Below are 24,968 nucleotides of genomic sequence, written 5' to 3'. Positions count from 1 at the left end.
TCAGTCCTTGCGCAGCGGGTCGTCGGCGCCCGCCGCCTGCGGGGCGCCCGGGCTGCTTGCACCCGCGGAGCCCGGACCGTCGGATCCTCCGCGTACGGAAGCGTCGGCCCGCGCGGACGGCACCGCGCCGAGGGAGTCGAACCGCTTCATGCGTTCGAGCACCGCCTCCGCGGTCGGCCGCTCCATCCTGTCGACGATCCGCCCGTCCCCGAGGAAGAGCACGAGGTCGGAGTGGGCCGCGGCGCCCGGGTCGTGCGTGACCATCACGACCGTCTGCGCCAGCTCGTCCACCGCCTCGCGCAGGAACCCGAGCACTTCGAGACCGGCACGCGAGTCCAGGTTGCCCGTCGGCTCGTCCGCGAAGATCAGCTCCGGGCGTGAGGCCAGTGCCCGCGCGCATGCCACGCGCTGCTGCTGCCCGCCGGACAGCTGTGCCGGCCGGTGCCCCAGACGGTCCCGCAGACCGAGCGTGTCGATCACCCGCTCCAGCCACTCGGCATCGGGTTTGCGGCCCGCGATGTCCATGGGCAGGGTGATGTTCTCGCGCGCGTTCAGTGTCGGCAGCAGGTTGAAGGCCTGGAACATGAAGCCGATACGGTCCCTGCGCAGCCGCGTCAGCTCCCGCTCCCGCAGACTCGTGATCTCGGTGTCGCCGAGCCACACCTGGCCCGCGGACACCGAGTCGAGGCCCGCCAGACAGTGCATGAGCGTCGATTTGCCCGAGCCCGACGGCCCCATCACCGCGGTGAACCGGCCGCGCGCGATGTCGACGTCGACCGCGTCGAGGGCGAGCACGGTCGTCTCGCCCGAGCCGTACGCCTTGGTCAGACCCCGCGCCCTGGCCGCGATCCCGGCCGGCTCCGCGAGGTCGGTGAGATGTGCTGCTGACGGTGTGGACAAGGCCGCCTCCCGGGCTCCAGTCCGTCCCAACTCCCCTGCGGCTGCCGAGAGTAGCCGCCCGGGATGTCCGCCCGGTATCCCTCCGAAGTCGGGCCTCGGGGGCGTGTGTAAGGGGCACGCGAAACCGGAACGAGGGCCTCGGGCGGGCGCGCCGCCGGATGCCTGCGATGGGCACGCCGGACGCACGCGGTGGGCACGAAGCCGGACGCCCGCGGTGCGCACGCCGTACGCCTCCCGTACGCCACCGAATACGCCCGTGCGCCCTTGCCGGTGCTAGCGCTCCGGCGCTAGCGTGAAGGTATGCCGAAGACTCAGCTCAACGTCCGCGTGGACGAGGCGACCGCCAGGGCCGCCCGCGAGCGCGCCCTGGCGCGCGGGATGAGCGTCAACCGCTACATCGAGGAGCTCGTCCGCCAGGACGCCGGTGAAGCGGGCCGCACCTTCGTGGACTCGGCCGCGGACTTCATGAAGCAGTACGAGGCGGTCTTCGCCGAGGAGTTCGGCCCCGAGGCCCCGGAGCGCACCCGGCCTTGACCCTCAGCATCGATCTCGCCTGGCTGCTGATGATCGCCGAGCAGAAGACCCCCGGCGATCCCCAGGTCACCGACTGGGGCTCCCTCGTGGCCGCGGTCAGCCGCCATGAGGCGGAGATATTCGGCGTCCCGGTCTACGACGAGCCGCACGAGCGCGCCGCCGCCCTCCTCCAGCAGCTCCTGCACATCCCGGCCCTCGAGCGCTCCAACGCGATGTTCGCCTGCGCGGTCGCGTACGGCTACCTCGTGGCGAGCGGTCTGAAGGTGGTCGTCTCCGCCGAGCAGGTACGCGACCTCGCCCGCCTGGTGAAGTCGGGGGATGCGGGCATCGACCGGATCGCCCAGGAGCTGCGGGGCTGGAGCGGCTAGGGCTCGACCCGGACGCGGCGTCACGCGGCGTCACACGCCCCGGCCCACGGCACCCTTCGGTTGCGCGTACGCCGTCGGCGGCACCCCGACCGTGGCCGTGAAGTCCCGTACGAGATGGGCCTGGTCGGTGTAGCCGAGCTCGGCCGCCAGTTCGGCCCAGCGCACCTCCGCCTCCGACTCGGCGCGCTCCAGGGCCTCGTGGATGCGGTAGCGCAGGATGACCCACTTGGGTCCGACCCCGACGTACTGCGCGAACAGCCGTTGCAAGGTGCGCGGAGACATGCCTTCGGCGCGGGCGAGCGCACCGGCCCGCAGGATCGTGCGGTCGCCGCGGATGCGCTCCACCAGCTCCATCGCGAGGTCGGCCTGCGGGTCGGGCCGCGGGCCGCGCGCGAGCAGGAAGGCGTCGAGCGCCGCGACGCGCCCCGCGTCCCCGGTCGGATCGAGCACCGCCGCGATCTGTTCGTCCACGCGCTCCCCGAGCCCCTCGAAGACCTCCCCGAGCGGGAGCCTGCGCCCCGTCCACTCGGCCACCGGCGCCGAAGGCGCGAAGGGCCGGAAGCCGCCGGGCCGGAACTGCACCCCGCACACCCGCCCCGTGCCCTCCAGCTTCTGCGTGAACAGATCGAGCCCGATGCCCGCGACCTCGGCGAAGCTGTGGTCGCCGAAGCGCTGGAAGACCACGTTCACCGACGGGTGCGGGACGACATGGGAGGCGTACGGCTGAGGCAGATCCCAGTCGATCAGCCAGTAGTGCTCCAGATACGGGCGCAGCGCGGGCGCCGCCGGTTCGTGGCGGCGGAACCGCACCCGGGACAGCAGCTCGGCGGCATCGACGATGCCACGGGTGTCCCTGCGCGGAGCGGCCATGGTCAGGAGTCTAGGAACAGCCGTGACGCGTTTCTACAAGAACCCCGGCCGGGCGCGGCCTACGGTCGCGGTATGAGCAAGGACATCAACGCACTGTTCACAACGGCCGCCGAGCGGGCCGGGGCCGTCCTGGACGGGATCGACGACAGCAGGCTCGGCGCCCCCACGCCGTGCGCGGAGTACGACGTGCGGGGCCTGGTGAACCATCTCCTGCACGTCGTCGTCCAGTTCCAGGCGCTCGCCGCCAAGCAGCCGTCGGACTTCTCCACGACACCCGACTACGTGGCCGACGACCCGGACTGGCGGGGCCGGTTCGCCAAGGAGGCCGCACGCCTCGCGGACGCCTGGTCCGCACCCGGCGCGCTCGAGGGCACGACCGGCCTGATGGACATGCCGGCGACCACCGTCTCGCGCATGGCGCTCGGCGACCTCGTCGTGCACGCCTGGGACCTGGCGCGGGCCACCGGCCAGAGCTACGAACCCGACCCCGAGGTGCTCGCCGACATCACCCCCGTCTGGGCCGAACTGGTCCCGGGCGGACGGAAGATGGGCGCGTTCGGCGACCCGGTCGACGTGCCCGCGGACGCCTCACCGCTCGACGCACTCCTCGCGATGTGCGGCCGTGATCCGCGGTGGAGCCCGCCGCGGGACTGACCCGCCGCGATCCGAGGTGGGCCCGCCGCGGTCTTACCGCGGTGGAGCCCGCCGCGGGGCTGAGCCCCGGACAGGGTGCGGTGTTCAGTCCTGCCGGCGGGCCGTCCCGATCACGCAGTACGAGGTCGGCAGCCGCAGGCCCGACGGCGGGATGAGGAACTCGCGCGACTCCGCGACCTCGAAGCCCGCGTCGCGCAACGACACGACCGGTTCGCGCCCCACATGGCAGCCGCCGAAGAGCCGCGGCCACACGGTCGCGTCCAGACCGCGCTGGAACGCGACCATCGCCCGGCCCTTCGGCGCCCGGCCGTGTTCGAAGAACCGCAGGTCCCCGCCCGGGCGCAGCACCCTGCGGGCCTCGGACAGTGCCCGCGGCACATCGCGCACGCTGCACAGGACGAGCGAGAACACCGCCGCATCGAACGCCTCGCTCTTGACCGGCAATGCCTCCGCCGCCCCCGGCACCACGTCCACCGGCACCTCGGCGCGCAGCGCCGCCTCGACGGCCAACTGCCGCAGATGGCGCTCCGGTTCGATGGCCACGACCTCGGAGACCGTCGCGGGGTAGTGGGCGAAGTTCAGTCCGTTGCCCGCGCCGATCTCGATGACCCGACCGCTGAGACCCGCCAGGAGTTCCCTGCGGTAGGCCGCGATGAGCTTCTCGGCCGCGACGCTCTGTTTCTCGTAGAAGCGCGCGAAGATCGGGTGGTGCACGGCGTCCTTGGGCGCGGGTCCGGAGCGCGGCATGGTGCCTCCTCGGCCGACGGGTGCGTCGCCTACGATTCTCACCCCGTATCCGCGGATTCCGCCCCGGCGGGAGCGGGCCGGGGGAGATTCCCGCCGCTCCGCCGGACCGCCGCGTCCGCTACCCGCTCACGAAGCAGAACTCGTTGCCCTCGGGGTCCCGCAGCACCTGGAAGTCCCCATAGGCGTCGGTGACGACCTCGCCGACGCGCCGCGCGCCCAGCGCCTCCGCCTCGGCGGTCGCGGCGGCGACGTCACCCCCGTTGAGGTCCAGATGCAGCCGGTTCTTGGCGGCCTTGCCCTCCGGGACCCGCTGGAAGGCGATCCGGGCGAACCCCGGCGGATCGATGTACGACCAGTCGGGCGAGCGGTCCACGGGCTCGGCGTCGAGCAACGCGGCCCAGAAGCGGACCAGTCGGGCGGGGTCGGAGCAGTCGAAGACGATTTCCTCGATTCGTGCGCGCATGGGCGCAAGCGTAAGGGCGCGGCTCAGCGGAACTCGGGTGCCGCCCACGTGCCGCCGAGTCGCGGCGCCAGCCACGACGCGGCCCGCGCGCGGAAGAGGGCGGGATCGAGCGCCCCCGCCCCCTCGGGCACCGCCCCGAGCAGCGGGGCCTCGGCCGCGACCGGCAGATCCGCGATGTTGCACCGCTCGGCGAGACCGGGCCGCGCCGGCATGCTGCCGACCACCACGCCCTCCTGGGTGAGGCCGCGTGCCCGCAGCGCCTCGCCGGTCAGGGCCGTCGAGTTGAGCGTGCCGAGCCCGGCCGGAGCCACCACGAGCACCGGCGCGCCGAGCAGCCGGGCCGCGTCGGCGAGCGTCGTGCCGGAATCGTCGAACCGGACGAGCAGCCCGCCCGCGCCTTCGACCAGGACGAGGTCGTGCTCGGCGGCCAGCTTCTCCGCGGCCCGGGCGATATCCGCGGGCGCGACCGGTGCCATGCCCGCGCGCCGGGCCGCGGTCGCGGGCGCCAACGGCTCCGGATAGCGGGCGAGTTCGAGCCCGGTGACGGCGCCCGCGAGCCGGGCGACCTCGGCCACGTCACCCGCCTCACCGGGCGCGACACCCGTCTGCGCCGGCTTGAGCACGGCGACCGAGCGCCCGGCGGCGAGGGCCACCGCGGCGAGCGCAGCCGTGGTGACCGTCTTGCCGATCTCGGTCCCGGTGCCTGTGACGATCAGTACCGGCATCTCAACTCTCCTTCGTACCCGAGCAGTTCACGGTCCGCCCCGCAGGGCTCAGCCTTCGCGCGCGGCCGCGACCACCGCACGGCAGATCCGGGCGACATCCGCGTCCCCGGTGACGTACGGCGGCATCGTGTAGACGAGGTCGCGGAAGGGCCGCAGCCACACGCCCTCGCGGACCGCCGCCCGGGTCGCCGCCGCCATGTCGACCTCGTGGTCCAGCTGGACGACCCCGATGGCGCCGAGGACGCGTACGTCCACGACCCCCGGCAGCGCGGAGGCCGGCGCGAGGCCTTCGGCCAGCCCGTACTCGATACGCTTGACCTCGCTCTGCCAGTCCTGGCCGAGCAGCAGCTCGATCGAGGCGCAGGCCACCGAGGCGGCCAGCGGGTTTCCCATGAACGTGGGGCCGTGCGCGAGCACCGGCACCTCGCCGCGCGAGATGCCCTCGGCCACGCGCGCGGTGCACAGCGTCGCCGCCAGCGTGAGATAGCCGCCGGTCAGCGCCTTGCCCACACACATCACATCGGGCGTCACGCCCGCGTGCCCGGCCGCGAACAGCTCTCCCGTACGCCCGAAGCCCGTGGCGATCTCGTCGAACACAAGGAGGACGTCGTGCGCGTCGCAGGCCTCGCGCAGCACGCGCAGATACGCAGGGGAGTGGAAGCGCATCCCGCCCGCACCCTGCACCACCGGCTCCACGATCACCGCGGCCGTCTCCTCGGCGTGCTCGGCGATCGTCGCGCGCAGCAGCTCGGCGTACGCCTCGTCGAACGCGGCCGGGGGAGCGGGCGCGAACACCTGGCGCGGCAGCGCACCCGACCACAGCTCGTGCATACCGCCGTCGGGGTCGCACACCGACATCGGGTGCCACGTGTCCCCGTGGTAGCCGCCGCGCCAGGTGATGAGCCGCTGCTTGCCCGGCCGGCCGAGCGAGCGCCAGTACTGCAGGCACATCTTCTGGGCCACCTCGACCGACACCGAACCGGAGTCCGCGAGGAAGACGTGCTCCAGGCCTTCCGGCGTGATGTCGACCAGCAGTTTGCTCAGACGTACGGCGGGCTCATGGGTCAGCCCGCCGAACATGACGTGGCTCATCCGGTCCAGCTGGCCGCGCGCGGCCTCGTTGAGGACCGGGTGGTTGTAGCCGTGGATCGCCGACCACCAGGACGACATCCCGTCGACCAGCTCCTCGCCGCCCGCCAGGCGCAGTCCGACCCCGTTCGCCGACTCGACGACCAGGGGCTCCTGGCGGCCGGGCATCGGACCGTACGGGTGCCAGACGTGGCGCCGGTCGAGGTCGAGGAGCTCGGTCACGGACAGGCCGGACGGCTCAGGCATTGGGCGCCAGGTCCGTTCCGGCGCCGCGGCGGCGTACCGACACGAGATCCGTACGGGCCTCGGGGACGGTCGCGGCCTCGGGCTCGGAGACACCCGAGCCGCACGGCCCGCAGCCGGCCGACCCGTGCGACCCGCACCCGGCCTCCTCGTGCGACCCGCACCCGGAGGCCCCGGCGTGCGACCCGCACCCGCCCGCCGCCGCGTCCGCCCGGTGCTCGGGCAGCGTGGTGGTGCCCGCGCCCTCCACCTCGAACCCGGCGTCCGCGATCATCTCCAGGTCGGCCTTGCCGGCCTGGCCCTCACTGGTCAAGTAGTCGCCCAGGAAAATGGAGTTGGCCAGGTGCAGCGCGAGCGGCTGGAGCGTGCGCAGATGCACCTCGCGGCCGCCCGCGAGCCGGACCTCGACGTCGGGGCAGACGAACCGCACCATCGCGAGGATGCGCAGCGCGCGCTGCGGCGTCAGATTCCACTCCTTGGCGAGCGGGGTGCCTTCGAAGGGGATCAGGAAGTTCACCGGCACCGAGTCCGGGTCGAGCTCGCGCAGCGAGAAGACCACGTCGACGAGGTCCTCGTCGCTCTCGCCCATGCCCGCGATCAGACCCGAGCAGGCCGACAGGCCCGCGGCCTGCGCCTGCTGCACGGTGTCCACGCGGTCCTGGTACGTGTGCGTCGTGGTGATCTCGCCGTACGTGCCCTCGGAGGTGTTGAGGTTGTGGTTGTACGCGTCGGCGCCGGCCTCGCGCAGCCGGTCGGCCTGGCCCGCGGAGAGCAGCCCGAGGCAGGCGCAGACCTCGACGCCCTCGTTCTGCTCCTTGATCGCCTCGATGGTCTTGGAGACCCGGTCCACGTCCCGGTCCGTCGGACCGCGCCCGCTCGCCACCAGGCAGACCCGCTTGGCGCCGCCCGCGACACCGGCCGCGGCCGCCTTCGAGGCGTCCTCCGGCTTCAGCCACGTGTACTTGAGGATCTCGGCCTTGGAGCCGAGCCGCTGCGAGCAGTAGGAGCAGTCCTCGGGGCACAGGCCGGACTTGAGGTTCACCAGGTAGTTGAGCTTCACGCGGCGCCCGAACCACTTGCGGCGCACCTTGCCCGCGGCGGCGACCACGTCGAGCAGGTCGTCGTCGGAGGTGGCGAGCACGGCGAGCGCCTCTTCGCGGGTCGGCAGCTCGCGCCGAAGCCCCTTGTCCACGAGCGTGTTCAGCAGGTCCATGAGTGCAGATCCTCGCCTACGGCAGCACGCCCGGCCAAGTAGGAACCGCACAACAGTGGCCCGCCGAGGTGTGGGTATTGCCACACGCTGACCTCGGGCAAGTGCGGCTAGTGTCTGTTGACTGCCGACAAAGACGAGCGGCACTCCCCGAGCACCCGAGGACGCCCGGATGGCCACGCCAGCGCACCCGCACGCCGACCCCGCGCACGACCGTGCCGGCGACCCGTCCGCAGCCCACTCCGCAGCCCCGTCCGGTGATCCCTTCGGCTGGCTCGACGAGCAGGCCGAGCTGCGCCGCGGCGCCGGACTCGTACGGACCCTGCGGCCCCGGCCCGCCGACTCGCCGCTGCTCGACCTGGCGAGCAACGACTACCTGGGCCTGACCCGCCACCCCGAGGTCGTCGAGGGCGCTGCACTGGCGGCCCGTACGTGGGGATCGGGGGCGACGGGCTCGCGCCTCGTCACCGGCACCACGGAGCTGCACGCCCAACTGGAGCGCGAACTGGCCGAGTTCTGCGGCTTCGAGGCAGCCCTCGTGCTGTCCTCCGGCTACGCGGCCAACCTCGCCGCCGTCACCGCGCTCGCCCCGCACGGCACCCTCGTCGTCTCGGACGCGGGCAACCACGCCTCGCTGATCGACGGCTGCCGCCTGGCCCGCGGCACCACCGCCGTCGCCGCGCACAACGACCCCGAGGCGGTCCGCAAGGCGCTCGACACCCACCGGGGCCCGGCGCTCGCGGTCACCGACTCGGTGTTCTCGGTCGACGGCGACCGCGCGCCGCTGGCCGAACTCGCCGCCGTATGCCGCCGGTTCGGCGCCGGACTGATCCTCGACGACGCGCACGGACTCGGCGTGCTCGGCGCGGGCGGACGTGGCGCCGCGCAGGCCGCGGGCCTCGCGGGCGCACCCGACGTGGTCGCCACGCTCACCCTCTCGAAGTCGCTCGGCAGCCAGGGCGGCGCGGTGCTCGGACCCGCCAAGGTGATCCAGCACCTGGTGAACACGGCCCGCACCTTCATCTTCGACACCGGCCTCGCGCCCGCCGCCGCCGGGGGAGCGCTCGCGGCCCTGCGGCTGCTGCGCCGCGAGCCCGCACGGGCCGCGCGCGCCCGTGCGGTGGCCACGGCCCTGCACGCCGGGCTGACGGGCGCCGGTCTTCAGGCGGTACGGCCCGACGCGGCCGTGGTCTCCGTCCGCGCCCCTTCGCCGGACGAGGCGGTCGCCTGGGCCGCGGCCTGCCGAGCGGCGGGGCTGCTGGTCGGCTGCTTCCGTCCGCCGTCCGTTCCGGACGGCATCTCGCGGCTGCGGCTCACGGCCCGGGCCGACCTCACCGACGCCGAAATCGAAGACGCGGTACGGACCATCGTCCGCACCGCGCCGTAGCACTGTTCCTATGAACCCGCTCTAGAGTTCCTCGCCTCGGACGGCGTCGAGGAAGGCGCTCCATGCGGCGGGTGCGAAGACCAGAGCCGGGCCTGCCGTGTCCTTGGAATCGCGGACGGCGAGCAGACCCGACAGCGACCCCTGGCTGAGTGCCGCTGTCTCCACGCAGTTGTTCATCCCGGTGCTTCGGCTGCTGCGCCGCCACCGGAGGGGATGTTCGACTCTGTTCAGAGAGGTACTGGAGAGAACGTACCGAGGCAGTGCAGTCATCGTGCCTCCTTACGCGCCATCACCGATCCCGGCGATGTATTCCAGGCTGTCCTCGGCCGAAAGGGCCTGTTCCTGAAGGGAGTTGAAGGCCTCGGTGTAGGCCTTGAGGTCTTCTTTCCGCTCCAGGTAGAGGCTACTCGTCAAATGGTCGAGAACAACCACATCCAGATCAGCAATGTTCGGGAACGAAAAAATAAGAAAGGGTCCCGTGAGGCCCACGTGGCCTCCCGCGGCAAAGGGAAGCACTTGGAGTGACACATGGGGCAGTTGTGCCACTTCCACCAGGCGTCGCAACTGCCGCCCCATGACGCCGTATCCGCCCACCGGCCTGCGCAGCACCGCCTCGTCGAGCACCGCGCTCAGCTCCAGCGGAGGGTCGCCGCGCAGCACGTCCTGACGGGCCAGGCGCACCTGCACCAGCTCGTCCACCTGCCCCTCCGGCAGCCCGTCGAGCGCCGCCCGCGTGACGGCCCGGGCGTACTCCGGTGTCTGCAGGAGTCCGGGTACCACGGCGGTCTCCAACGTACGCACCCGGCAGGCCTGCGACTCCAGGGAGATGAAGTCGCGGTACTCGGGCGGAAGCAGTCCCTTGTACGCGTGCCACCACTGATGGCGGGCCGCTCCGTCCCCGTCCGCGCCCGCCAACGCCTCGAACAGCGCCCGCCGTTGGGGATCGCGGACCTCGTAGGCATCGAGGAGCACGCCCACGTCCGCGGGCTTGGCGCTGCTCGCCCCGGTCTCTATGCGGCTCACCTTCGACTGATGCCAGCCGACGAGCTGCGCCACCTCTCCACTGGTGAGTCCCGCACGGTCGCGCAGCGCACGCAGCTCGGCACCGAGTTTGCGGCGCCGTACCGCGGGCCCGTATTTCATGCCCTGCTCCTTCCGGTCGGCGTGGGCGGAGGCCTTCCATCGGCGGGGGCGGCGGCCCGTGCAGCCGATGGGTCAGTGTCGCTCCCAAATACGGTCTTCCGTAGCAGAGTTCACCGCTTCGAGCGACAGATATATGCATATCTTGGGGGATCGGCACGTGTTGGCGCTTGGGTAGTGGCAGTCTGGCGCGAAGCACCAGTCCGGGGCACTCCGTGATTCAGGTGATTCGCATTCCGGCCAGCCCTGCGCCGGATCGGCCCCGGTGGGAAAGGGACAGCGTCGCCATGGCAGACCACCAGGAAGCATCCGTCACGCTGCCGAGCGATCCCGCCTCGGTGTCCGCGGCACGGAACTACGTGATCAACGTGCTTTCGGAGTGGGGGCTGCCCGGCGACGCCGAAGTGGCCGACACCGTCCGGCTGATCGTCTCCGAACTGGCCACCAACGCCGTACAGCACACCTTCGGCCAGTCGCCCACCTTCACGGTGGACGTGGAGCTGGAGCGCGACGAGCAGCTGCGCATCGGGGTGACCGACAGCCACCCCCGCTTCCCCAAGCGGCTGCCCGCCGCGGTCCAGCAGGACAACGGGCGCGGCATGGTGATCATCCGCTGGCTCACCGCCGAGTGCGGCGGCCGCCTGTCGGTGAACGCCACGGCGGAGGGCGGCAAGACGGTGTGGATCGCGTTGCCTTGGACGGCGCCGGTCCAGAGCTGAGGCCGGTCGGCGGCGGCACCGATCCAGCGCCGAGCCCGCGCCGTTCAGGGGGTACGCGGCGTCACGAGCCCCGACTCGTAGGCCAGGACGACCAGTTGGGCGCGATCGCGCACGTGCAGCTTCGTCATCGCCCGGTTGATGTGCGTCTTCGCCGTCAGCGGGCTGATCACCATGTGGTCGGCGATCTCGTCGTTGGAGAGCCCCTGCGCGGCCAGCGCCACGGCCTCCCGCTCCCGTCCGGTGAGCTCGTCAAGACCCGTGCCCGTGACGGCGGCCTGCGGCTGGGCGACGAAGCGGTGGATGAGCCTGCGCGTGATCGACGGGGCGAGCAGGGCGTCGCCGCGGGCCGCCACCCGGACCGAGTGCAGCAGGTCCTCCGGCAGGATGTCCTTGACGAGGAAGCCGGCCGCACCGGCCCGCAGCGCGTCGAGCACGTACTCGTCCATGCCGTAGTTCGTCAGGATCACCACGTGCACGGCGGACAGGGACGGGTCCGCGGCGATCCGCCGGGTGGTCTCGATGCCGTCGAGCACGGGCATCTGGATGTCGGCCAGGACGACGTCGGGTACGTGCTGCCGTACGAGCGCCAGACCCGCCTCGCCGTCGGCGGCCTCGGCCACGACGTCGATGTCCTCCTCGAGGTCGAGCAGCGCACGGAACCCGCTGCGGATCAGCGGCTGGTCGTCGATCAGCAGGACTCGGATCATCGGGCACGCTCCACAGGCAGTTCCGCGCGGACGGTGAACCCTCCGACGGCCCGCGGCGCGGCCCGCAGCCGGCCGCCGAGCACGGTGACGCGTTCGCGCATCCCGAGCAGACCGAGGCCCGGCTCCGGCGGGGCGTCCGCGGTGGCCCGGCCGTCGTCCTCGACCTGGACGGTCAGGGTGCCGGGCCGGTGGTCGATCAGGACGCGGGCGTGCGCGGCGTGCGCGTGCCGGGCGACGTTGGTGAGTGCTTCCTGCACGATCCGGTACGCGGTGCGCCCCACCGCCGCCGGGACGTCCGCTTCCTGACCCTCGACGGTGAGCTGCACCGTGAGCCCGCCGCGGCAGGCTCGCCGGACCAGCTCCTCGATGTCCTCGATCCCGCGGGGCGGCGCGGTGTCGTCGTCGCGCAGCGCCTCCAGTGTCGCCCGCAGCTCCCGGGTGGCCTCGCGGCCCGCCTCCTGGATCGCGAGCAGCGCTTCGGGAACCTGTTCGCCGCGCCGCCGCGCCACATGCACCGCGACCTCGGACTGCACCTTGATGATCGAGATCTGGTGGGTGAGGGAGTCGTGCAACTCCCGTGCGATGTGCAGCCGTTCCTCGTCCGCGCGCCGCCGGGCCGTCTCCTCGCGGCTGCGCTCCGCCTCCCGCGCGCGCCGCTCCGCCTGGCGCAGCGCCTCGCCCGCCGCGAACGCCGCGATCAGCCAGGCGACTTCGAGCGTGCCGCGGGCCTGGGCGAGTGCCTCGCGCGCCGGACCGTCGTAGAAGAGGAGTGCGGAGACATGGAGGAGGACGAAGAGCGCCACGGAGGTCAGCACCGTGACGAGATGGCGGCCGGCCCGGACCGCGCCGTACACCGCGACCAGATAGGCCACGGACAGCACCTCGAACCCGGCCGTCTGGTAGCCGAGCGCACACAGCCCGGTGAAGGCGAGCACGGCGACCGGCGCCCTGCCCCGCGCCGCCAGCGCGAGCCCGCCCGCCGCGAGCAGCACGCACCCGGCAAGTTCCGCACCCCCGCCGGGTCCCGGTCCGGCGAGCCCGCTGCCGAGCAGGAGCGCCGCCACGGCCACGGCGACCAGCCAGTCCGTGGCCCGGGCCGGTACGCGCGCACGCCCGGCGGCGAGGGCCGCACCTATGTCCATGACCGCACCCTAGCCGCGGCCCCGGCGCGGCGAGTCGTGCCGGTGGACGATCAGCCGGCTACTACGGGCGCGGTAGGCGGGGGAGTGCTGCCACATCCGCGGTAGCCGCGTGCGGCGCCCGCAGCAGCGCGAAGTGTCTGCGTCCGGCGGACGACCCGGACCTGCGCCGACGGCAGTCTCGAAGCAGTACGACAGACCCCTCGATCCACCGGGAGAGCCCGCTGGATCCCCGACCGAGGAGCACGCATGAACGCGACACAGATCCTGCTGTCCGCCGCCGAGGGCGGAGTCATCGGCGACGGCCGCACCGGCGCCAACCTGGCTCTGGGAACCGGCCTGTTGGGCCTGGCGCTCGGCTGGCTGGCGCTCGCCGCGACGAAGGGCCGCGTCCGCGTCGTCGGCGCACGGACCGGCGCCCTGTCCGCCCTCGCGGTCGGCCTGGCCGGCACCTTCCTCGCGATCCTGCACCTGGCCACCTCCGACGGCGGCCCGGGCACCGGCAACGGGCAGGTCGGCGCGGTGATCGCCATCCCGCTCGGCCTCGCGGCCATGGCACTCGGCGCCCGGGTGCTGAGCCGCTCGGGCAGCAGGCGCAGTGCCTGACCTGAGGCTTTTGGGAGCCTCCACGTCACACCGCCCCGACCCCGCCTCCCGTCCGCCCGAACGCTCCGCGCAGCAAGGCGCGGAGCGTTCCCGCGGCGGCATCGGTCTCCTCCGCCCGGTGCACCACTGAGATCGTCCGGCGCAGCGTCGAGGGCTCAAGTCGCCGTACCCCCACGGGAGTCGAGGCCATCCGCGCCACCATCTCCGGCACCACCGCGACCCCGAGCCCGGCGCTCGCCAGCGCGCACACGACCGCGTACCCCGGCGTCTCCATCACGACCGCGGGCGCCGCCCCGGCCGCCGCGAGCGCCGCCTCGACCCCGCGGCGCCGCGGGTGGTGCGGCGCCATCGAGATCAGCGGCTGCCCCGCGAGGCCGGTCAGCGGCAGCCGGTCCGTGCCCGCCGAGAGTGCGTGCCCGGGCGCCGTCACCAGGACCAACTCCTCGACCAGGAGCACCTCCGCGCGTACGGAGCGCGGCAGCGGCTCCGGATCGGCCGGCTCGTAGGTGTGCGTGAGGGCCAGGTCGACCGCACCGTCGGCCACCGCCGACACCCCGGCCGGCGGCTCGAACTCCGCCACCGACAGCTCCACATCGGGATGCGCCCGCCGGAACGCGCTGAGCGCAGGCGGCAGCAGATGGATGCCCGCCGAGGGGAACGTCCCGATCCGCAGCCGTCCACCGGACAGGCCCGACAACTGCGCGAGTTCGTGCCGCGCCCGGTCCAGCTCGTCGAGCACCCGCCGCGCCCGCGCGACCAGGAGCTCACCGGCCGCCGTGAGGCGCGCGCCACGATGATGCCGTACGAGCAGCACCGTGCCCGCCTCCCGCTCCAGCTTGGCCAGCTGCTGCGACAGCGCCGGAGCTGTGTATCCCAGCCGCTCGGCGGCCCGGGTGATCGAACCTGCTTCGGACACGGCGACGAGCGCGGCGAGACGGGTCGGGTCGTACATGGGAGCCAGCCTAAAGCAGCGCTTAAGGCAGACCTTCAAGATTGCAAGTACCTGCTGAAGGCTGTACGGCGGCAGGCTGGGGCCATGGACGCCACGCTGCTCGCCTTCACGCTGCTCGCCGCAGGTCTTGTCGCCCTGCCCGGTGCCGACTTCGCCGTGGTGGTGCGCGGCGCCCTCGTCTCGCGCAGAGCAGGTCTCGCCAGCGCCTTCGGGATCGCCGCCGGCCTGCTGCTGCACACCGTGCTTGCCGTGGCGGGCGTCGCGGCGGTCCTGGCCGCCCTGCCCACGCTCTTCCGCGCCCTGCAGCTGATCGGCGCCGCGTACGTGCTCCACCTCGGCGTCCAGGCGCTGCTGGCGCTGCGCCGCCCCCGTACGGAGACGGCCGAGGCGCCGGAGGCCGTACCCCGGCTCACCGCCGCGGCCGCGCTGCGCCAGGGCTTCCTCACCAACGCCCTCAACCCCAAGGCGTCGATCACGTTCCTGAGCATCCTGCCGCAGTTCGTCCCCGACCAGGGGTCCGCGCTGCCCCGCACGCTGCTGCTCGCGACGATCGTCGTCGTGCTCGCCCTGCTGTGGTTCCCGGCGGTCGCGCTCCTGGTGGACCGCCTCGGCCGGCTCCTGCGCCGGCCGCGCGCCGCCCGCACCGTGGAGGCCGCCACCGGGATCGCCCTCACGGCGCTGGGACTCGGTCTGCTGATCGCCCCGTTGACGGGCTGACAGCCCGGACGGCACCGGCTGCCGGCCGCCCGGTCCACCGCGCCCCTGGCACGCCGTCCCGCCTCCGCGTCGTCAGGAGGCGGGACGGCGTGCCGCTCAACTCACTTGGGCAGGGCGCCCGTTCAGCGGACGCGCCCGTACCACACGCTCTTCGTCCAGATCTTCTCCAGACGCACCTTCGAACCGGGCTTCGGGGAGTGCCAGATGCGGCCCTTCCCGGCGTATATGCCCACGTGGTACACGTTCCGGCCGGAGTGGAAGAACACCAGGTCCCCGTGCTTGCGCTGGCTCGCCCGGATGTGCCGGGTCTTGTTGTACTGGGCCGCCGCCGTACGCGGCAGCTTCTTGCCGGCGCGCTTGTACGAGTAGAGCGTCAGCCCCGAGCAGTCGAACCTGCGTGGTCCGGTGGCCCCGTACTTGTACGGCGACCCCTTCTTCGACGCGGCGATCTGAACGGCCTTGGTGGCCGCGGTCGCGGCCTCGGCGTCGTGTGCTGCTCCTGGTACGAGAACGGTGCCGCCGACTACCGCGAGCGTGAGCGCCGAAGCGCTCCCGGCCCGCGTGATCAGAGACGGAACACGATGACGCGCAGTCATGCGCAACCCTTCGTCAGCCGCCTGTGAAGGATGACCTGTCGGATTCGGGCAACGAAGAATGCCCGGCCGCCATCCCGCCACGGCTCGACTGCCGCGCCGGTCCGGCGACTTCACCCCAAGGGGCCGGAACCTGCCGTTTCGACAGACTCCTGAGCCCCGTACTGCTCGGGTCCTCCACTCCTGCCGGTCCACCGATGTCGACCTGGCATCCGAGCGGCGGCAGGACTCGGCGTCCACCCGGACCGCCCCGCCGCTGCGGCGGGGGCTTGTCGTCGGAAGGGATCTTCACGCACCGCCGGGCCGATTTCCGAGCAGAAACGACCGTTTGTGAGGCTCCTCACGGCTGACCCGTTCGGGTGGACAAGGGTTGGTTACGCGCAGAGATCGGCGCCGCGACGACCCGCGTACCAGCGGCGGAATGAATCATTCCGGCTGGCGCGTGCAGGCCTTGCGCAACATTTCTCGTACGTTCGTCTGCCCCATGATTACGCCATCAGGGGGAGCGCGTTCGGGCTACCAGAAGGCGCATGCAGACGCCTCTTCAGCCGTCCACCTCGTCGACTGGGGTGCCCGCGACGGGCGGCAGGGCGACCCGCCCGCTGCGCCGCTCCCCGTCGAGCACCCGCAGCGCACGGGCGAGGGTCGCCGCGTGCACCTCGCTCTCACCGCGGTGATGCATGGCGTCCAGCGCGTCCCGCAGCTCCACGGCCTTCGCGACCAGGGCCTGGGCGGCGCGCAGACCGCTGTAGGTGTCGCGGCCGCGTGCGGGATTGATCCGGCCGAGGAGGTCGACCACTTCGAGATACCGGTCGATCAACTCGCCCTCGGCGCGCGTGAGTGCGGGCAGCGGTGGCGGCTGCGGTGGCCACATTCCCCGATCACCGGCCTTCCGCGGCGAGCGCCCTGCGGCTGGGCACGATCCGGTCGACGAGTCCGTACGCCACGGCCGCGGACGCGTCGAAGATCTTGTCCCGCTCGATGTCCGCGGACACGGTCTCCTGTGCCTGCCCGGTGTGCCGCGCGAGCATCTCCTCGAACAGGGCGCGCGTGCGCAGCAGTTCGTCCGCCTGGATGGCCAGATCGCTGGTCTGCCCCTCGACCGGCTCGGCGATCCGGGGCTGATGCAGCACCACCCGGGCTCCCGGCAGCGCCGACCGCTTGCCCGGCGTCCCGGCCGCGAGCAGCATCGCGGCCGAGGTCACGGCCTGCCCCAGACAGACCGTCTCCACGTCGCAGGAGACGAAGCGCATCGTGTCGTAGATCGCGGTCATCGCGCTGAACGAGCCGCCCGGGGAGTTGATGTACAGCGAGATGTCCCGCTCGGGCGCTGCGTGCTCCAGGTACATGAACTGCGCCATCACGTCGTTGGCCGCCGTGTCGTCCACGGCCGTTCCGAGGAACACGATCCGCTCCTCCAGGAGCTTCGCGTACGGGTCCTGGGTGCGCACCCCCTGACTGGTGCGCTCGGTGAACTCCGGCAGCACGTAACGGTTCCAGGCCATGGCAAACCTCCGCTCAGGGGTTGGCGCGGGTCGGCCACCCGCACGCCGTTCTGTAAAAAATGTACAGGACGTACGTGACGTTAGAATGGGGTCATGGCCTACGAGATTCCGGTGACGCAAGCCCGGGCAGAGCTCGCCGACCTCATCAACCGCGTGGTGTACGGCGGCGAGCGCGTCGTCGTGACCCGGCACGGCAAGCCGCTCGTCGCCCTGGTCTCGGCCGAGGACCTGGCGAAGCTGGAAGCGGGTGCCGCGCCCGATGCGGAGCCGGTGATCAGCGCGGTGTCCCAGGTGGCACCGGCCGCGCCGGCGACCGGCGAGCAGCAGCGCTTCGGGATCGCCGCCGAGCACCGGGGGACCGGGGCCTCCTAGTTCCGGAACGCGCAAAAGACCGTGCACCCTCGTCCGCTACGTCGAGGGTGCACGGCCGTTCTCGGGGGAGTGGAAGCGTTCGTCGGGCGCCGGGCTGCCGGCCGACGGGCGCTGGTCGGGCGCCGGACGGTCAGCCGACGGGCGCCGGCTGCGGCGAGTTCGCCGGTGCCGCGTCCGCCTCGGCCGGAGCCGGCCGCCTGCGCGTGCCGATGAGCACGAGGGCCAGGCCCGCCAGGGCCCAGATGCCCAGCGTGATCGCCGGTCCCGCCGCGCCCGCGCCGTCGAAGAACGACACCGAGCGGAGCAGCGAACCGCCGGCGCCGGGCGGGAGTAACTGGCCGAGCAGACCGGCCGGTTGGGGCAGCAGTTCGGGTGCGGAGGCCACGCCGGAGAAGGGGTTGCCGATCAGGACCACGAGCAGGGCGCCGAGTCCGATGCCCGATGTGCCGATCAGGGCCCCGAGGCCCGCGACGGCAGCGCTCACGGCGAGGGCCGACAGGGCGAGCACGCCCGCCTCGGTCCACCAGCTGCCGGTCAGTGCGCCGAGCCAGCTGTGTGCGAGAGCGGCCGCGACGATGCCGACCAGGGTGGCCGCGCCGACCAGCGCGACCACGGCCCGCCCGCCGCGCAGCCCCATCACCGTGACCAGAGCGCCGGCCGCGACGCCGGCGATCGCGAGCGGCAGCACGCTGGCGTTCAGGACGCCCCCGCGGGGGTCGTCGGCGGGTGCGGCCACGACGTCGTCCACCGGAAGTTCCGTGCCTTCCGGCGCTCCGGCAGTCGCCGCCTGCTGGAGGAGCTGAGCCACCAGCGGGCTCGCCGCGGTCGCGGTCAGCAGCTTCGGCCCCTGCTGCGTCACGACGATCGCGCCGTATACGGCCCGGTCCTCGATCGCCTCGCGTGCGGCCGCCTCGTCCTCGTAGCGGTGGATCTCGAAGGCGCCGTCGCGCTGGGCGAGTTGCTGCTCGACCTGGGTGACCGCGGACGCGGGTCCCGCGACGCCGAGGGGCAGGTCGCGCGGCGCCGTGCGGGAGGCGGGCCAGGCGAACGCCCACAGGGCGAGCGCCATGATGACCGGGACGAGCACGATGACGGCGATGAGCTTGCGCGGGTGCGTGCCGACCGGCGGCGCGGAGGCTGCGGAGGTAGCGGATGACATGGCGTGCTCCTCGTCTGGAGTCGGGAGGGGCGCCTCGGCAGGCGCCGATTTAAAAAGAAGGATCGTTCGTTTTTCGTTGTGGCATCACTGTCCCGCTGCCCCCGCCGCTTGTCAAGAAGGAATGTTCGTTCTACGTTGAGGCCATGGCCCGCGTATCCCAGGAACACCTCGACGCCCGCCGCCGCCAGATCATGGTCGGTGCGCGCCGCTGCTTCGCCCGTAACGGCTTCCACGCCACGTCGATGCAAGACGTCCTGAAGGAGGTCGGCCTGTCCGCCGGTGCCGTGTACCGGTACTTCAGCGGCAAGGAAGCGCTGATCGATGCGATCGTCGAGGAGGCCTTCGGAGTCATCAGGGGAGCCTTCGACGAGGCGGCCGGCCAGAATCCGCCGCCGCTGCCCGATGAGCTCCTCGCCTTCGTGCTGCGCAGGTGCTTCGCCGGTACGGGGTTCGAGACGGAGCAGGAGTTCGGCCGGCTCGTGCTCCAGGTCTGGGGCGAGGCCACGCGCAACGAGGAGTTGCGCCCCAAGATCTGGGAAGCGGTCTCGGCGATGCGTGCGGGCTGGACCAGAGTGGTCAAGGAGTACCAGCGGCAGGGCATCCTGCCCGACGACGCCGAGCCCGAGTTCGTGGCGCGCACGCTGATGGGCTGCGCCATGGGCTTCATCGCCCAGCAGGCCCTCTTCGGCGACTTGCGGATCGAGCAGCTTCAGGAAGGGCTCGCGGCCGTGATGCGTATGGAGGTTCCCAACGCCAGTTAACGCGGAGGAAAAACTTCGGCATTAGCGTGCAATCTCTTCCCGCGGAGCGGAAAAGCCCAGGTCAACAAAGTGTTGAAGGCGGCTAGGGTCCGGAGCGTCCGGCTTCGGTGATCTTGGCGCGCGTCAACTCGCCGTACCGGCCCGGCGTTTCCGGCTGCCGCCCACCCCCGCCAGGGCGGACGACGAGGACAGTGAGGTGCACGCGTGCAACTGACCCCGCACGAACAGGAACGGCTGCTCATCCATGTGGCCGCCGACGTGGCGGCCAGGCGCCGCGAGCGCGGTGTGAAGCTGAACCACCCCGAGAGCGTCGCCCTCATCACCTCGCATGTCCTGGAGGGCGCCCGTGACGGCAAGTCGGTGGCGGAGCTGATGCGTTCGGGCCGCAAGGTCCTCACGCGGGACGACGTCATGGAAGGCGTCCCGGAGATGATCCACGACGTCCAGGTCGAGGCCACGTTCCCGGACGGGACGAAGCTGGTCACCGTGCACGAGCCGATCGTCTGACGGGGAGTCCTGCCATGATCCCCGGAGAGATCCTGTACGCCGACGACACCGTGGCCCTCAACGAAGGTCTCGACGTCACCCGGCTCACCGTGCTCAACGCCGCCGACCGCCCGGTCCAGGTCGGCTCCCACTACCACTTCGCCGAGGCCAACCCCGGCCTGGAGTTCGACCGTACGGCCGCGCACGGCAGGCGCCTGCACATCGCCGCGGGCACGGCGGTGCGCTTCGAGCCGGGCATCCCGGCCGAGGTGGAACTCGTACCCCTGAAGGGCCTGCGGCAGGTGCCCGGCCTGCGCGGCGAGACGGCGGGAGCGCTCGATGCCTGAACTGACACGTGCCGCCTACGCCGATCTCTTCGGCCCCACGGCCGGCGACCGCATCCGCCTCGCCGACACCGACCTCCTGATCGAGATCGAGGAGGACCGCGCGGGCGGACCCGGACGCGCCGGTGACGAGGCGGTGTTCGGCGGCGGCAAGGTCATCCGCGAGTCCATGGGCCAGTCGCGCGTGACGCGCGCCGAAGGCGCTCCCGACACCGTGATCACCGGTGCGGTGATCCTCGACCACTGGGGCATCGTCAAGGCCGACATCGGCATACGGGACGGCCGGATCACCGGCATCGGCAAGGCCGGCAACCCGGACACGATGGACGGGGTGCACCCGGACCTCGTGATCGGACCCGAGACCGAGATCATCGCGGGCAACGGGAAGATCGTCACCGCGGGCGCCATCGACGCCCACGTGCACTTCATCTCGCCGACCCTGTTCGACTCCGCGCTCGCGAGCGGTATCACCACCCTGGTCGGCGGCGGCACCGGACCGGCCGAGGGCTCCAAGGCCACCACCATCACGCCCGGTTCCTGGCACCTGGAGCGGATGTTCCAGGCCCTCGACTCCACCCCGCTCAACATCGGCCTGCTCGGCAAGGGCAACACGATGTCCCGCGAGGCCATGCACGCCCAACTGCGCGGCGGAGCACTGGGATTCAAGATCCACGAGGACTGGGGGGCGACCCCGGCCGTCATCGACGCCTGCCTGTCGGTCTGCGAGGAGACGGGCGCGCAACTCGCCATCCACACCGACACGTTGAACGAAGCGGGCTTCGTGGCCGACACGCTCGCCGCGATCGCGGGCCGGTCCATCCACGCCTACCACACGGAGGGTGCGGGCGGCGGGCACGCACCCGACATCATCACCGTGGTCTCCGAGCCCAACGTGCTGCCCAGCTCCACGAATCCGACCCGGCCGCACACCGTCAACACCGTCGAGGAACACCTCGACATGCTGATGGTCTGCCACCACCTCAACCCGGCCGTCCCCGAGGACCTCGCCTTCGCCGAGTCCCGCATCAGACCGTCCACCATCGCGGCCGAGGACATCCTGCACGACCTCGGCGCGATCTCGATCATCTCCTCGGACTCGCAGGCCATGGGCCGCATCGGGGAGGTCGTGCTGCGCACCTGGCAGACGGCCCACGTCATGAAGAAGCGGCGCGGCTTCCTGCCCGGGGACACCCGCGCCGACAACCTCCGGGCACGTCGCTATGTCGCCAAATACACGATCAACCCCGCCGTGGCCCAGGGTCTCGACCACGAGATCGGGTCCGTGGAGGACGGCAAGCTGGCGGACCTGGTCCTGTGGGACCCGGCGTTCTTCGGTGTGAAGCCCCAACTCGTCATCAAGGGCGGGCAGATCGCGTACGCGCAGATGGGGGACTCCAACGCCTCCATCCCCACCCCGCAGCCGGTGCTTCCCCGGCCGATGTTCGGGGCACTCGGCAAGGCGCCCGGTGCGGGCTCGTTCAACTTCGTGGCGCAGGCCGCGCTCGACGAGGGACTGCCCGAACGGCTCGGCCTGGACAAGCGGTTCACGGCCATCGGCTCCACGCGCCGGGTCACCAAGGCGGACATGCGGCAGAACGACGCACGTCCCGACGTCCGCGTCGACCCGGACAGCTTCGCCGTCACGATCGACGGTGAGCTCGTGGAGTCGGATCCGGCCACCGAACTGCCCATGGCACAGCGGTACTTCCTGTTCTGACCGCTCTGACCGCAGTGCAATCACGAGGAGTCACGTCCATGAGCAGAGCCGCCTTGCTCGTCCTCGCCGACGGGCGCTTCCCCGCGGGCGGCCACGCCCACTCCGGAGGGGCAGAGGAGGCGGTGAAGGCGGGCCGGATCACGGACGCGGAGTCGCTCGAGCGGTTCTGCCGCGGGCGGCTGCACACCACGGGCCTGGTCGCGGCGGGACTCGCCGCCGCGGCCGCGCTCGGCACCGACCCGCTCGCGCTGGACGAGGCGGCGGACGCCCGCACGCCTTCGGCTGCTTTGCGCGCGGCGGGCCGCAAGCTCGGCCGGCAGCTCCTGCGGGCCGCCCGCGCCACCTGGCCCTCGCCCGAACTCGCCGCGCTCGCCGCCGCCCGCCCGCGCGGCGCCCACCAGCCCGTGGTCCTCGGCCTCACCGCACGCGCGGCGGGGCTCGGACCCGAGGACGCGGCGTACTGCGCCGTGTACGAGAGCGTGAGCGGTCCCGCGACCGCGACCGTACGGCTGCTCGGGCTTGATCCGTTCCAGGCCACCGCGGTCCTGGCCCGGCTCGCGCCCGCGATGGACGAGACCGTCCGGTCCGCGGTGGCGGCGGCCCGCCGCGTGCCGGACGAGGGCGTCGACGCCCTGCCCCGCGCCGCCGCGCCGCTCCTCGAAATCGGCGCCGAGGCTCACGCCGCCTGGCCGGTACGCCTCTTCGCCTCGTAACGCCCGACGACCCCGCACCGCAAGGGAGCCGACCGATGCACCTCGACCACGCGACCACCTTCCCCGAACGTCATACGCACAGCGCCGAGCCCGTGCGCGCGGACGGCACCCGCCGCGCCCTGCGGATCGGGCTCGGCGGGCCGGTCGGCTCCGGCAAGACCGCGACCGTCGCCGCCCTGTGCCGCGCCCTGCGCGACACCGTCTCGCTGGCCGTCGTCACCAACGACATCTACACGCGCGAGGACGCCGACTTCCTGCTGCGCGAGGCCGTCCTGCCGCCGGAGCGGATCGCGGCGGTCGAGACCGGCGCCTGCCCGCACACCGCGATCCGCGACGACATCTCCGCCAACCTCGAAGCCGTGGAAGACCTGGAGGACGCGATCGGCCCGCTGCAGCTCGTCCTCGTGGAGTCCGGCGGCGACAACCTCACCGCGACCTTCTCGAAGGGCCTGGTCGACGCCCAGATCTTCGTGATCGACGTGGCGGGCGGCGACGACATCCCGCGCAAGGGCGGCCCCGGCGTCACCACCGCCGACCTGCTCGTGGTCAACAAGACGGACCTGGCGCCGCACGTAGGCTCCGACCTGGACCGCATGGCGCGGGACGCCAAGGAGCAGCGGCACGAACTGCCCGTCGTCTTCCAGTCGTTGCGCTCCGACGCGGGCGTGGCGGAGGTCGCGGACTGGGTGCGCGGCCGCCTCGCGGCGTGGACCGCGGCATGATGACGGAGGTGTTGCGGGAGGAGGCAGTTCCGCTGCTGTCCCGGCCCGCGCCCGCCCCTGCCGCTGCGGACCTCGTACCCACCGGCATCGAGGCCACGGCCCGAATCACCGCCCGGCGGGACGCGGCAGGCGCCACGGTGCTGCCCGTTCTGGAGGGTGAAGGTCCGCTGGCGGTACGGCGGTTGCGCGCCGTGGGCGCCGAGGCACGTGCCGCCCTCGTCGGTGCGATGAGCGCGCCGCTGGGCGGCGACCGGCTCGCCGTGCACGCCGAGGCGGAGGCGGGCGCCCGTCTCCGCCTGACCTCGACCGCCGCCACGATCGCGCTCCCCGGCCAGCACGGGCAACCCGCCTTCTACGACGTCCGGTTGACGGTCGGCCGCGGTGCCGCCGTGCACTGGCTGCCGGAACAGCTGATCAGCGCGGCGGGCAGCGACCTGCACGTGACCACGGATGCCGAGGTGGCCGAGGGCGGAGTCCTGGTGCTGCGCGAGGAGCAGGTGCTCGGCCGCACCGGGGAACCCCCGGGCCGCCTCACCAGCCGCCTGCGGGTGCGCTGCGCGGGCCGGCTGCTCCTGGACCAGGAGCTGTGCTGCGGCCCGGGCGCTCCGGCGGGCTGGGACGGACCGGCCGTCCTCGCCGGACTGCGCGCCCTCGGTCAACTCCTCGTCGTACGGCCGGAGTTCGCGGACGCCCCCGTACAGCCGCGGATGCTCGCCGACCACGCCTCCGTGACGCCGCTGGCCGGACCGGCCGCGCTGGTCACCGCCGTGGCGCCGGACGCCCTGTCCGTACGGAAGCTCCTGGACGAAGCCATGACCGAGCTCTTGGCGTGAGCCCCGGCCGCACTCCGTGCCCCGTGCCCCCGTGCCCCCGGGCTCCGCAGGCTCAGCCGGCGATGGGCGCCGTCCGCGGCTCCGCGATCGCCACATAGTCGGCGGTGCGCAGCGCGAGCGACCGGTCGAGCCGCGCCGCGTTGAAGAACAGTTCGTCCTGCTCCAACAGTGCGGGGTCGACGACGAGTTGGAGCTCCGGATCGAACGAGAACGGCAGGATGGTCCCGCTGACACTGCCGGCCAGCCGCTCGGCCGCCTCGGTGTCCGCGAACCCGGCGTACACCCCGCCGAGCAGCGCCTTCACGGCGCCGAGGTCCACCCGCCGGTCACCGGGCACCACGGCGAGCACATAGGCCTTGGTCTTCTTCGTCACCTTGACCATGACGACGATGCACTTGGCGGCCTGCGCGAGCGTGTTGCCACGCAGCGCGCTCACGGCCTCCGTGGCGCCCTCCGGCTCATGCTCGATCACCCGGTACCGCGCGCCCCGCTCGTCGAGCAGTCCGATCAGCTTGGTGTACTGCTCATGCTCCGCCACGTACGCCCCCACTCGCCTGGTCCGTCGTCAGGGGATCACCCTAATACGCACGCCG

Annotated in this window: 32 protein-coding genes; 15 read left to right on the top strand and 17 right to left on the bottom strand. The window is 72.4% G+C overall.

The window, feature by feature from the left end; translation table 11 throughout:
- Positions 1-900, bottom strand: a complete 900-nt coding sequence (locus tag BLT97_RS15845; protein ID WP_093610520.1) for an ABC transporter ATP-binding protein — start codon at positions 898-900, stop codon at positions 1-3.
- Positions 901-1,200: 300 nt separating this feature from the next.
- Between BLT97_RS15845 and BLT97_RS15840 the strand changes: the two genes are divergently transcribed.
- Positions 1,201-1,434: an antitoxin gene (locus BLT97_RS15840; protein WP_093610518.1), complete on the top strand. Its 234-nt coding sequence runs from the start codon at positions 1,201-1,203 to the stop codon at positions 1,432-1,434.
- A 29-nt stretch (positions 1,435-1,463) separates the two neighbouring features.
- Positions 1,464-1,802, top strand: coding sequence for a fic family toxin-antitoxin system, toxin component (locus tag BLT97_RS15835; RefSeq protein WP_093610906.1), 339 nt, complete (start codon positions 1,464-1,466; stop codon positions 1,800-1,802).
- Between the two features lie 30 nt (positions 1,803-1,832).
- Here BLT97_RS15835 and BLT97_RS15830 read toward each other — a convergent pair whose 3' ends face one another.
- Entirely contained in the window at positions 1,833-2,672 is an 840-nt protein-coding gene (locus tag BLT97_RS15830) for a helix-turn-helix domain-containing protein (RefSeq protein ID WP_093610516.1), read from the bottom strand.
- A 72-nt stretch (positions 2,673-2,744) separates the two neighbouring features.
- Here BLT97_RS15830 and BLT97_RS15825 point away from each other — a divergent pair, with 72 nt between their 5' ends.
- Positions 2,745-3,326: a TIGR03086 family metal-binding protein gene (locus BLT97_RS15825; RefSeq protein WP_093610514.1), complete on the top strand. Its 582-nt coding sequence runs from the start codon at positions 2,745-2,747 to the stop codon at positions 3,324-3,326.
- An 84-nt stretch (positions 3,327-3,410) separates the two neighbouring features.
- Here the strand turns inward: BLT97_RS15825 and BLT97_RS15820 are convergent, their stop codons facing one another.
- The 5 genes from BLT97_RS15820 to bioB all read right to left on the bottom strand — a co-directional run bounded on the left by BLT97_RS15820 (position 3,411) and on the right by bioB (position 7,806).
- Positions 3,411-4,073 (bottom strand): class I SAM-dependent methyltransferase, encoded by a 663-nt coding sequence (locus BLT97_RS15820; protein ID WP_093610512.1) that lies wholly within the window; start codon positions 4,071-4,073, stop codon positions 3,411-3,413.
- 118 nt (positions 4,074-4,191) lie between these two features.
- Positions 4,192-4,536, bottom strand: coding sequence for a VOC family protein (locus BLT97_RS15815; protein WP_093610510.1), 345 nt, complete (start codon positions 4,534-4,536; stop codon positions 4,192-4,194).
- A gap of 23 nt (positions 4,537-4,559) precedes the next feature.
- A complete protein-coding gene (bioD, locus tag BLT97_RS15810; protein ID WP_093610508.1) occupies positions 4,560-5,261 on the bottom strand; it encodes a dethiobiotin synthase in 702 nt (233 codons plus the stop codon).
- Positions 5,262-5,309: 48 nt separating this feature from the next.
- Entirely contained in the window at positions 5,310-6,596 is a 1,287-nt protein-coding gene (locus BLT97_RS15805) for an adenosylmethionine--8-amino-7-oxononanoate transaminase (protein ID WP_093610506.1), read from the bottom strand.
- Complete coding sequence (gene bioB, locus BLT97_RS15800; RefSeq protein ID WP_093610504.1) at positions 6,589-7,806, bottom strand: biotin synthase BioB; 1,218 nt, start codon at positions 7,804-7,806, stop codon at positions 6,589-6,591. The genes BLT97_RS15805 and bioB overlap by 8 nt, the downstream gene beginning before the upstream one ends.
- A gap of 169 nt (positions 7,807-7,975) precedes the next feature.
- Between bioB and BLT97_RS15795 the strand changes: the two genes are divergently transcribed.
- The gene (locus BLT97_RS15795) at positions 7,976-9,190 is read left to right on the top strand and encodes an 8-amino-7-oxononanoate synthase (protein ID WP_093610502.1); all 1,215 of its coding nucleotides are present in this window, start codon (positions 7,976-7,978) and stop codon (positions 9,188-9,190) included.
- A gap of 21 nt (positions 9,191-9,211) precedes the next feature.
- Here the strand turns inward: BLT97_RS15795 and BLT97_RS15790 are convergent, their stop codons facing one another.
- Positions 9,212-9,460, bottom strand: coding sequence for a DUF397 domain-containing protein (locus BLT97_RS15790; protein ID WP_093610500.1), 249 nt, complete (start codon positions 9,458-9,460; stop codon positions 9,212-9,214).
- 9 nt (positions 9,461-9,469) lie between these two features.
- A complete protein-coding gene (locus BLT97_RS15785; RefSeq protein WP_093610498.1) occupies positions 9,470-10,333 on the bottom strand; it encodes a helix-turn-helix domain-containing protein in 864 nt (287 codons plus the stop codon).
- A gap of 284 nt (positions 10,334-10,617) precedes the next feature.
- On the opposite strand from BLT97_RS15785, the gene BLT97_RS15780 reads away from it, so the two are divergent.
- The gene (locus tag BLT97_RS15780; RefSeq protein WP_093610496.1) at positions 10,618-11,049 is read left to right on the top strand and encodes an ATP-binding protein; all 432 of its coding nucleotides are present in this window, start codon (positions 10,618-10,620) and stop codon (positions 11,047-11,049) included.
- 44 nt (positions 11,050-11,093) lie between these two features.
- On the opposite strand, the gene BLT97_RS15775 is transcribed toward BLT97_RS15780, so the two are convergent.
- Both BLT97_RS15775 and BLT97_RS15770 read right to left on the bottom strand, forming a co-directional pair.
- A complete protein-coding gene (locus BLT97_RS15775) occupies positions 11,094-11,756 on the bottom strand; it encodes a response regulator (RefSeq protein ID WP_093610494.1) in 663 nt (220 codons plus the stop codon).
- Complete coding sequence (locus tag BLT97_RS15770; protein ID WP_093610492.1) at positions 11,753-12,898, bottom strand: sensor histidine kinase; 1,146 nt, start codon at positions 12,896-12,898, stop codon at positions 11,753-11,755. The genes BLT97_RS15775 and BLT97_RS15770 overlap by 4 nt, the downstream gene beginning before the upstream one ends.
- 246 nt (positions 12,899-13,144) lie before the next feature.
- Between BLT97_RS15770 and BLT97_RS15765 the strand changes: the two genes are divergently transcribed.
- The gene (locus BLT97_RS15765) at positions 13,145-13,501 is read left to right on the top strand and encodes a DUF6223 family protein (protein WP_093610490.1); all 357 of its coding nucleotides are present in this window, start codon (positions 13,145-13,147) and stop codon (positions 13,499-13,501) included.
- Between the two features lie 25 nt (positions 13,502-13,526).
- On the opposite strand, the gene BLT97_RS15760 is transcribed toward BLT97_RS15765, so the two are convergent.
- Positions 13,527-14,453, bottom strand: coding sequence for a LysR family transcriptional regulator (locus BLT97_RS15760; protein ID WP_093610488.1), 927 nt, complete (start codon positions 14,451-14,453; stop codon positions 13,527-13,529).
- An 84-nt stretch (positions 14,454-14,537) separates the two neighbouring features.
- Here BLT97_RS15760 and BLT97_RS15755 point away from each other — a divergent pair, with 84 nt between their 5' ends.
- The gene (locus BLT97_RS15755) at positions 14,538-15,170 is read left to right on the top strand and encodes a LysE family translocator (protein ID WP_093610486.1); all 633 of its coding nucleotides are present in this window, start codon (positions 14,538-14,540) and stop codon (positions 15,168-15,170) included.
- Between the two features lie 122 nt (positions 15,171-15,292).
- Here BLT97_RS15755 and BLT97_RS15750 read toward each other — a convergent pair whose 3' ends face one another.
- The 3 genes from BLT97_RS15750 to BLT97_RS15740 form a co-directional block, all read right to left on the bottom strand.
- On the bottom strand, positions 15,293-15,766 hold the full coding sequence (locus BLT97_RS15750) for a C40 family peptidase (RefSeq protein WP_093610484.1): 474 nt from the start codon (positions 15,764-15,766) through the stop codon (positions 15,293-15,295).
- 541 nt (positions 15,767-16,307) lie between these two features.
- Positions 16,308-16,637: a hypothetical protein gene (locus BLT97_RS15745; protein WP_093610482.1), complete on the bottom strand. Its 330-nt coding sequence runs from the start codon at positions 16,635-16,637 to the stop codon at positions 16,308-16,310.
- Between the two features lie 7 nt (positions 16,638-16,644).
- On the bottom strand, positions 16,645-17,268 hold the full coding sequence (locus BLT97_RS15740) for an ATP-dependent Clp protease proteolytic subunit (protein WP_093610480.1): 624 nt from the start codon (positions 17,266-17,268) through the stop codon (positions 16,645-16,647).
- 93 nt (positions 17,269-17,361) lie between these two features.
- Between BLT97_RS15740 and BLT97_RS15735 the strand changes: the two genes are divergently transcribed.
- Positions 17,362-17,640, top strand: coding sequence for a type II toxin-antitoxin system Phd/YefM family antitoxin (locus BLT97_RS15735; RefSeq protein ID WP_093610478.1), 279 nt, complete (start codon positions 17,362-17,364; stop codon positions 17,638-17,640).
- A gap of 130 nt (positions 17,641-17,770) precedes the next feature.
- On the opposite strand, the gene BLT97_RS15730 is transcribed toward BLT97_RS15735, so the two are convergent.
- The gene (locus BLT97_RS15730) at positions 17,771-18,799 is read right to left on the bottom strand and encodes an ABC transporter permease (RefSeq protein ID WP_093610476.1); all 1,029 of its coding nucleotides are present in this window, start codon (positions 18,797-18,799) and stop codon (positions 17,771-17,773) included.
- Between the two features lie 143 nt (positions 18,800-18,942).
- On the opposite strand from BLT97_RS15730, the gene BLT97_RS15725 reads away from it, so the two are divergent.
- The 7 genes from BLT97_RS15725 (at position 18,943) to BLT97_RS15695 (ending at position 24,375) form a co-directional block, all read left to right on the top strand.
- Positions 18,943-19,560, top strand: a complete 618-nt coding sequence (locus BLT97_RS15725; RefSeq protein ID WP_093610474.1) for a TetR/AcrR family transcriptional regulator — start codon at positions 18,943-18,945, stop codon at positions 19,558-19,560.
- Between the two features lie 204 nt (positions 19,561-19,764).
- Positions 19,765-20,067 (top strand): urease subunit gamma, encoded by a 303-nt coding sequence (locus BLT97_RS15720; protein ID WP_093610472.1) that lies wholly within the window; start codon positions 19,765-19,767, stop codon positions 20,065-20,067.
- 14 nt (positions 20,068-20,081) lie between these two features.
- Positions 20,082-20,393 carry an urease subunit beta gene (locus tag BLT97_RS15715; protein ID WP_093610470.1) on the top strand — a complete coding sequence of 104 codons (312 nt, stop codon included), beginning with the start codon at positions 20,082-20,084 and terminating at the stop codon, positions 20,391-20,393.
- A complete protein-coding gene (locus BLT97_RS15710; protein WP_093610468.1) occupies positions 20,386-22,107 on the top strand; it encodes an urease subunit alpha in 1,722 nt (573 codons plus the stop codon). The genes BLT97_RS15715 and BLT97_RS15710 overlap by 8 nt, the downstream gene beginning before the upstream one ends.
- A gap of 38 nt (positions 22,108-22,145) precedes the next feature.
- The gene (locus tag BLT97_RS15705; RefSeq protein ID WP_093610466.1) at positions 22,146-22,820 is read left to right on the top strand and encodes an urease accessory protein UreF; all 675 of its coding nucleotides are present in this window, start codon (positions 22,146-22,148) and stop codon (positions 22,818-22,820) included.
- Positions 22,821-22,855: 35 nt separating this feature from the next.
- Positions 22,856-23,542: an urease accessory protein UreG gene (gene ureG, locus BLT97_RS15700; RefSeq protein WP_093610464.1), complete on the top strand. Its 687-nt coding sequence runs from the start codon at positions 22,856-22,858 to the stop codon at positions 23,540-23,542.
- Positions 23,539-24,375: an urease accessory protein UreD gene (locus tag BLT97_RS15695; RefSeq protein ID WP_245769347.1), complete on the top strand. Its 837-nt coding sequence runs from the start codon at positions 23,539-23,541 to the stop codon at positions 24,373-24,375. The genes ureG and BLT97_RS15695 overlap by 4 nt, the downstream gene beginning before the upstream one ends.
- 52 nt (positions 24,376-24,427) lie before the next feature.
- Here the strand turns inward: BLT97_RS15695 and BLT97_RS15690 are convergent, their stop codons facing one another.
- Complete coding sequence (locus BLT97_RS15690; protein ID WP_093610902.1) at positions 24,428-24,913, bottom strand: YbaK/EbsC family protein; 486 nt, start codon at positions 24,911-24,913, stop codon at positions 24,428-24,430.
- Positions 24,914-24,968 lie beyond the last annotated feature (55 nt).

The sequence above is a fragment of the Streptomyces indicus genome, assembly GCF_900100315.1.
Taxonomy (GTDB): Bacteria; Actinomycetota; Actinomycetes; order Streptomycetales; family Streptomycetaceae; genus Streptomyces; species Streptomyces indicus.
Note: the sequence above shows the minus strand (reverse complement) of the source record. Positions and strands in the feature narration are given on the sequence as shown.

Bases quoted from the DNA above. Each gene is read 5' to 3' on its own strand.
- BLT97_RS15780 (WP_093610496.1), top strand. From the start codon at position 10,618: ATGGCAGACCACCAGGAAGCATCCGTCACGCTGCCGAGCGATCCCGCC.
- BLT97_RS15715 (WP_093610470.1), top strand. From the start codon at position 20,082: ATGATCCCCGGAGAGATCCTGTACGCCGACGACACCGTGGCCCTCAAC.
- BLT97_RS15750 (WP_093610484.1), bottom strand. From the start codon at position 15,766: ATGACTGCGCGTCATCGTGTTCCGTCTCTGATCACGCGGGCCGGGAGC.
- ureG (WP_093610464.1), top strand. From the start codon at position 22,856: ATGCACCTCGACCACGCGACCACCTTCCCCGAACGTCATACGCACAGC.
- BLT97_RS15840 (WP_093610518.1), top strand. From the start codon at position 1,201: ATGCCGAAGACTCAGCTCAACGTCCGCGTGGACGAGGCGACCGCCAGG.
- BLT97_RS15725 (WP_093610474.1), top strand. From the start codon at position 18,943: ATGGCCCGCGTATCCCAGGAACACCTCGACGCCCGCCGCCGCCAGATC.
- BLT97_RS15830 (WP_093610516.1), bottom strand. From the start codon at position 2,672: ATGGCCGCTCCGCGCAGGGACACCCGTGGCATCGTCGATGCCGCCGAG.
- BLT97_RS15790 (WP_093610500.1), bottom strand. From the start codon at position 9,460: ATGACTGCACTGCCTCGGTACGTTCTCTCCAGTACCTCTCTGAACAGA.
- BLT97_RS15815 (WP_093610510.1), bottom strand. From the start codon at position 4,536: ATGCGCGCACGAATCGAGGAAATCGTCTTCGACTGCTCCGACCCCGCC.
- BLT97_RS15755 (WP_093610486.1), top strand. From the start codon at position 14,538: ATGGACGCCACGCTGCTCGCCTTCACGCTGCTCGCCGCAGGTCTTGTC.
- BLT97_RS15795 (WP_093610502.1), top strand. From the start codon at position 7,976: ATGGCCACGCCAGCGCACCCGCACGCCGACCCCGCGCACGACCGTGCC.
- BLT97_RS15705 (WP_093610466.1), top strand. From the start codon at position 22,146: ATGAGCAGAGCCGCCTTGCTCGTCCTCGCCGACGGGCGCTTCCCCGCG.
- BLT97_RS15740 (WP_093610480.1), bottom strand. From the start codon at position 17,268: ATGGCCTGGAACCGTTACGTGCTGCCGGAGTTCACCGAGCGCACCAGT.
- BLT97_RS15745 (WP_093610482.1), bottom strand. From the start codon at position 16,637: ATGTGGCCACCGCAGCCGCCACCGCTGCCCGCACTCACGCGCGCCGAG.
- BLT97_RS15760 (WP_093610488.1), bottom strand. From the start codon at position 14,453: ATGTACGACCCGACCCGTCTCGCCGCGCTCGTCGCCGTGTCCGAAGCA.
- bioD (WP_093610508.1), bottom strand. From the start codon at position 5,261: ATGCCGGTACTGATCGTCACAGGCACCGGGACCGAGATCGGCAAGACG.
- BLT97_RS15775 (WP_093610494.1), bottom strand. From the start codon at position 11,756: ATGATCCGAGTCCTGCTGATCGACGACCAGCCGCTGATCCGCAGCGGG.
- BLT97_RS15835 (WP_093610906.1), top strand. From the start codon at position 1,464: ATGATCGCCGAGCAGAAGACCCCCGGCGATCCCCAGGTCACCGACTGG.
- BLT97_RS15805 (WP_093610506.1), bottom strand. From the start codon at position 6,596: ATGCCTGAGCCGTCCGGCCTGTCCGTGACCGAGCTCCTCGACCTCGAC.
- BLT97_RS15785 (WP_093610498.1), bottom strand. From the start codon at position 10,333: ATGAAATACGGGCCCGCGGTACGGCGCCGCAAACTCGGTGCCGAGCTG.
- BLT97_RS15730 (WP_093610476.1), bottom strand. From the start codon at position 18,799: ATGTCATCCGCTACCTCCGCAGCCTCCGCGCCGCCGGTCGGCACGCAC.
- bioB (WP_093610504.1), bottom strand. From the start codon at position 7,806: ATGGACCTGCTGAACACGCTCGTGGACAAGGGGCTTCGGCGCGAGCTG.
- BLT97_RS15820 (WP_093610512.1), bottom strand. From the start codon at position 4,073: ATGCCGCGCTCCGGACCCGCGCCCAAGGACGCCGTGCACCACCCGATC.
- BLT97_RS15710 (WP_093610468.1), top strand. From the start codon at position 20,386: ATGCCTGAACTGACACGTGCCGCCTACGCCGATCTCTTCGGCCCCACG.
- BLT97_RS15825 (WP_093610514.1), top strand. From the start codon at position 2,745: ATGAGCAAGGACATCAACGCACTGTTCACAACGGCCGCCGAGCGGGCC.
- BLT97_RS15765 (WP_093610490.1), top strand. From the start codon at position 13,145: ATGAACGCGACACAGATCCTGCTGTCCGCCGCCGAGGGCGGAGTCATC.
- BLT97_RS15770 (WP_093610492.1), bottom strand. From the start codon at position 12,898: ATGGACATAGGTGCGGCCCTCGCCGCCGGGCGTGCGCGCGTACCGGCC.
- BLT97_RS15695 (WP_245769347.1), top strand. From the start codon at position 23,539: ATGATGACGGAGGTGTTGCGGGAGGAGGCAGTTCCGCTGCTGTCCCGG.
- BLT97_RS15735 (WP_093610478.1), top strand. From the start codon at position 17,362: ATGGCCTACGAGATTCCGGTGACGCAAGCCCGGGCAGAGCTCGCCGAC.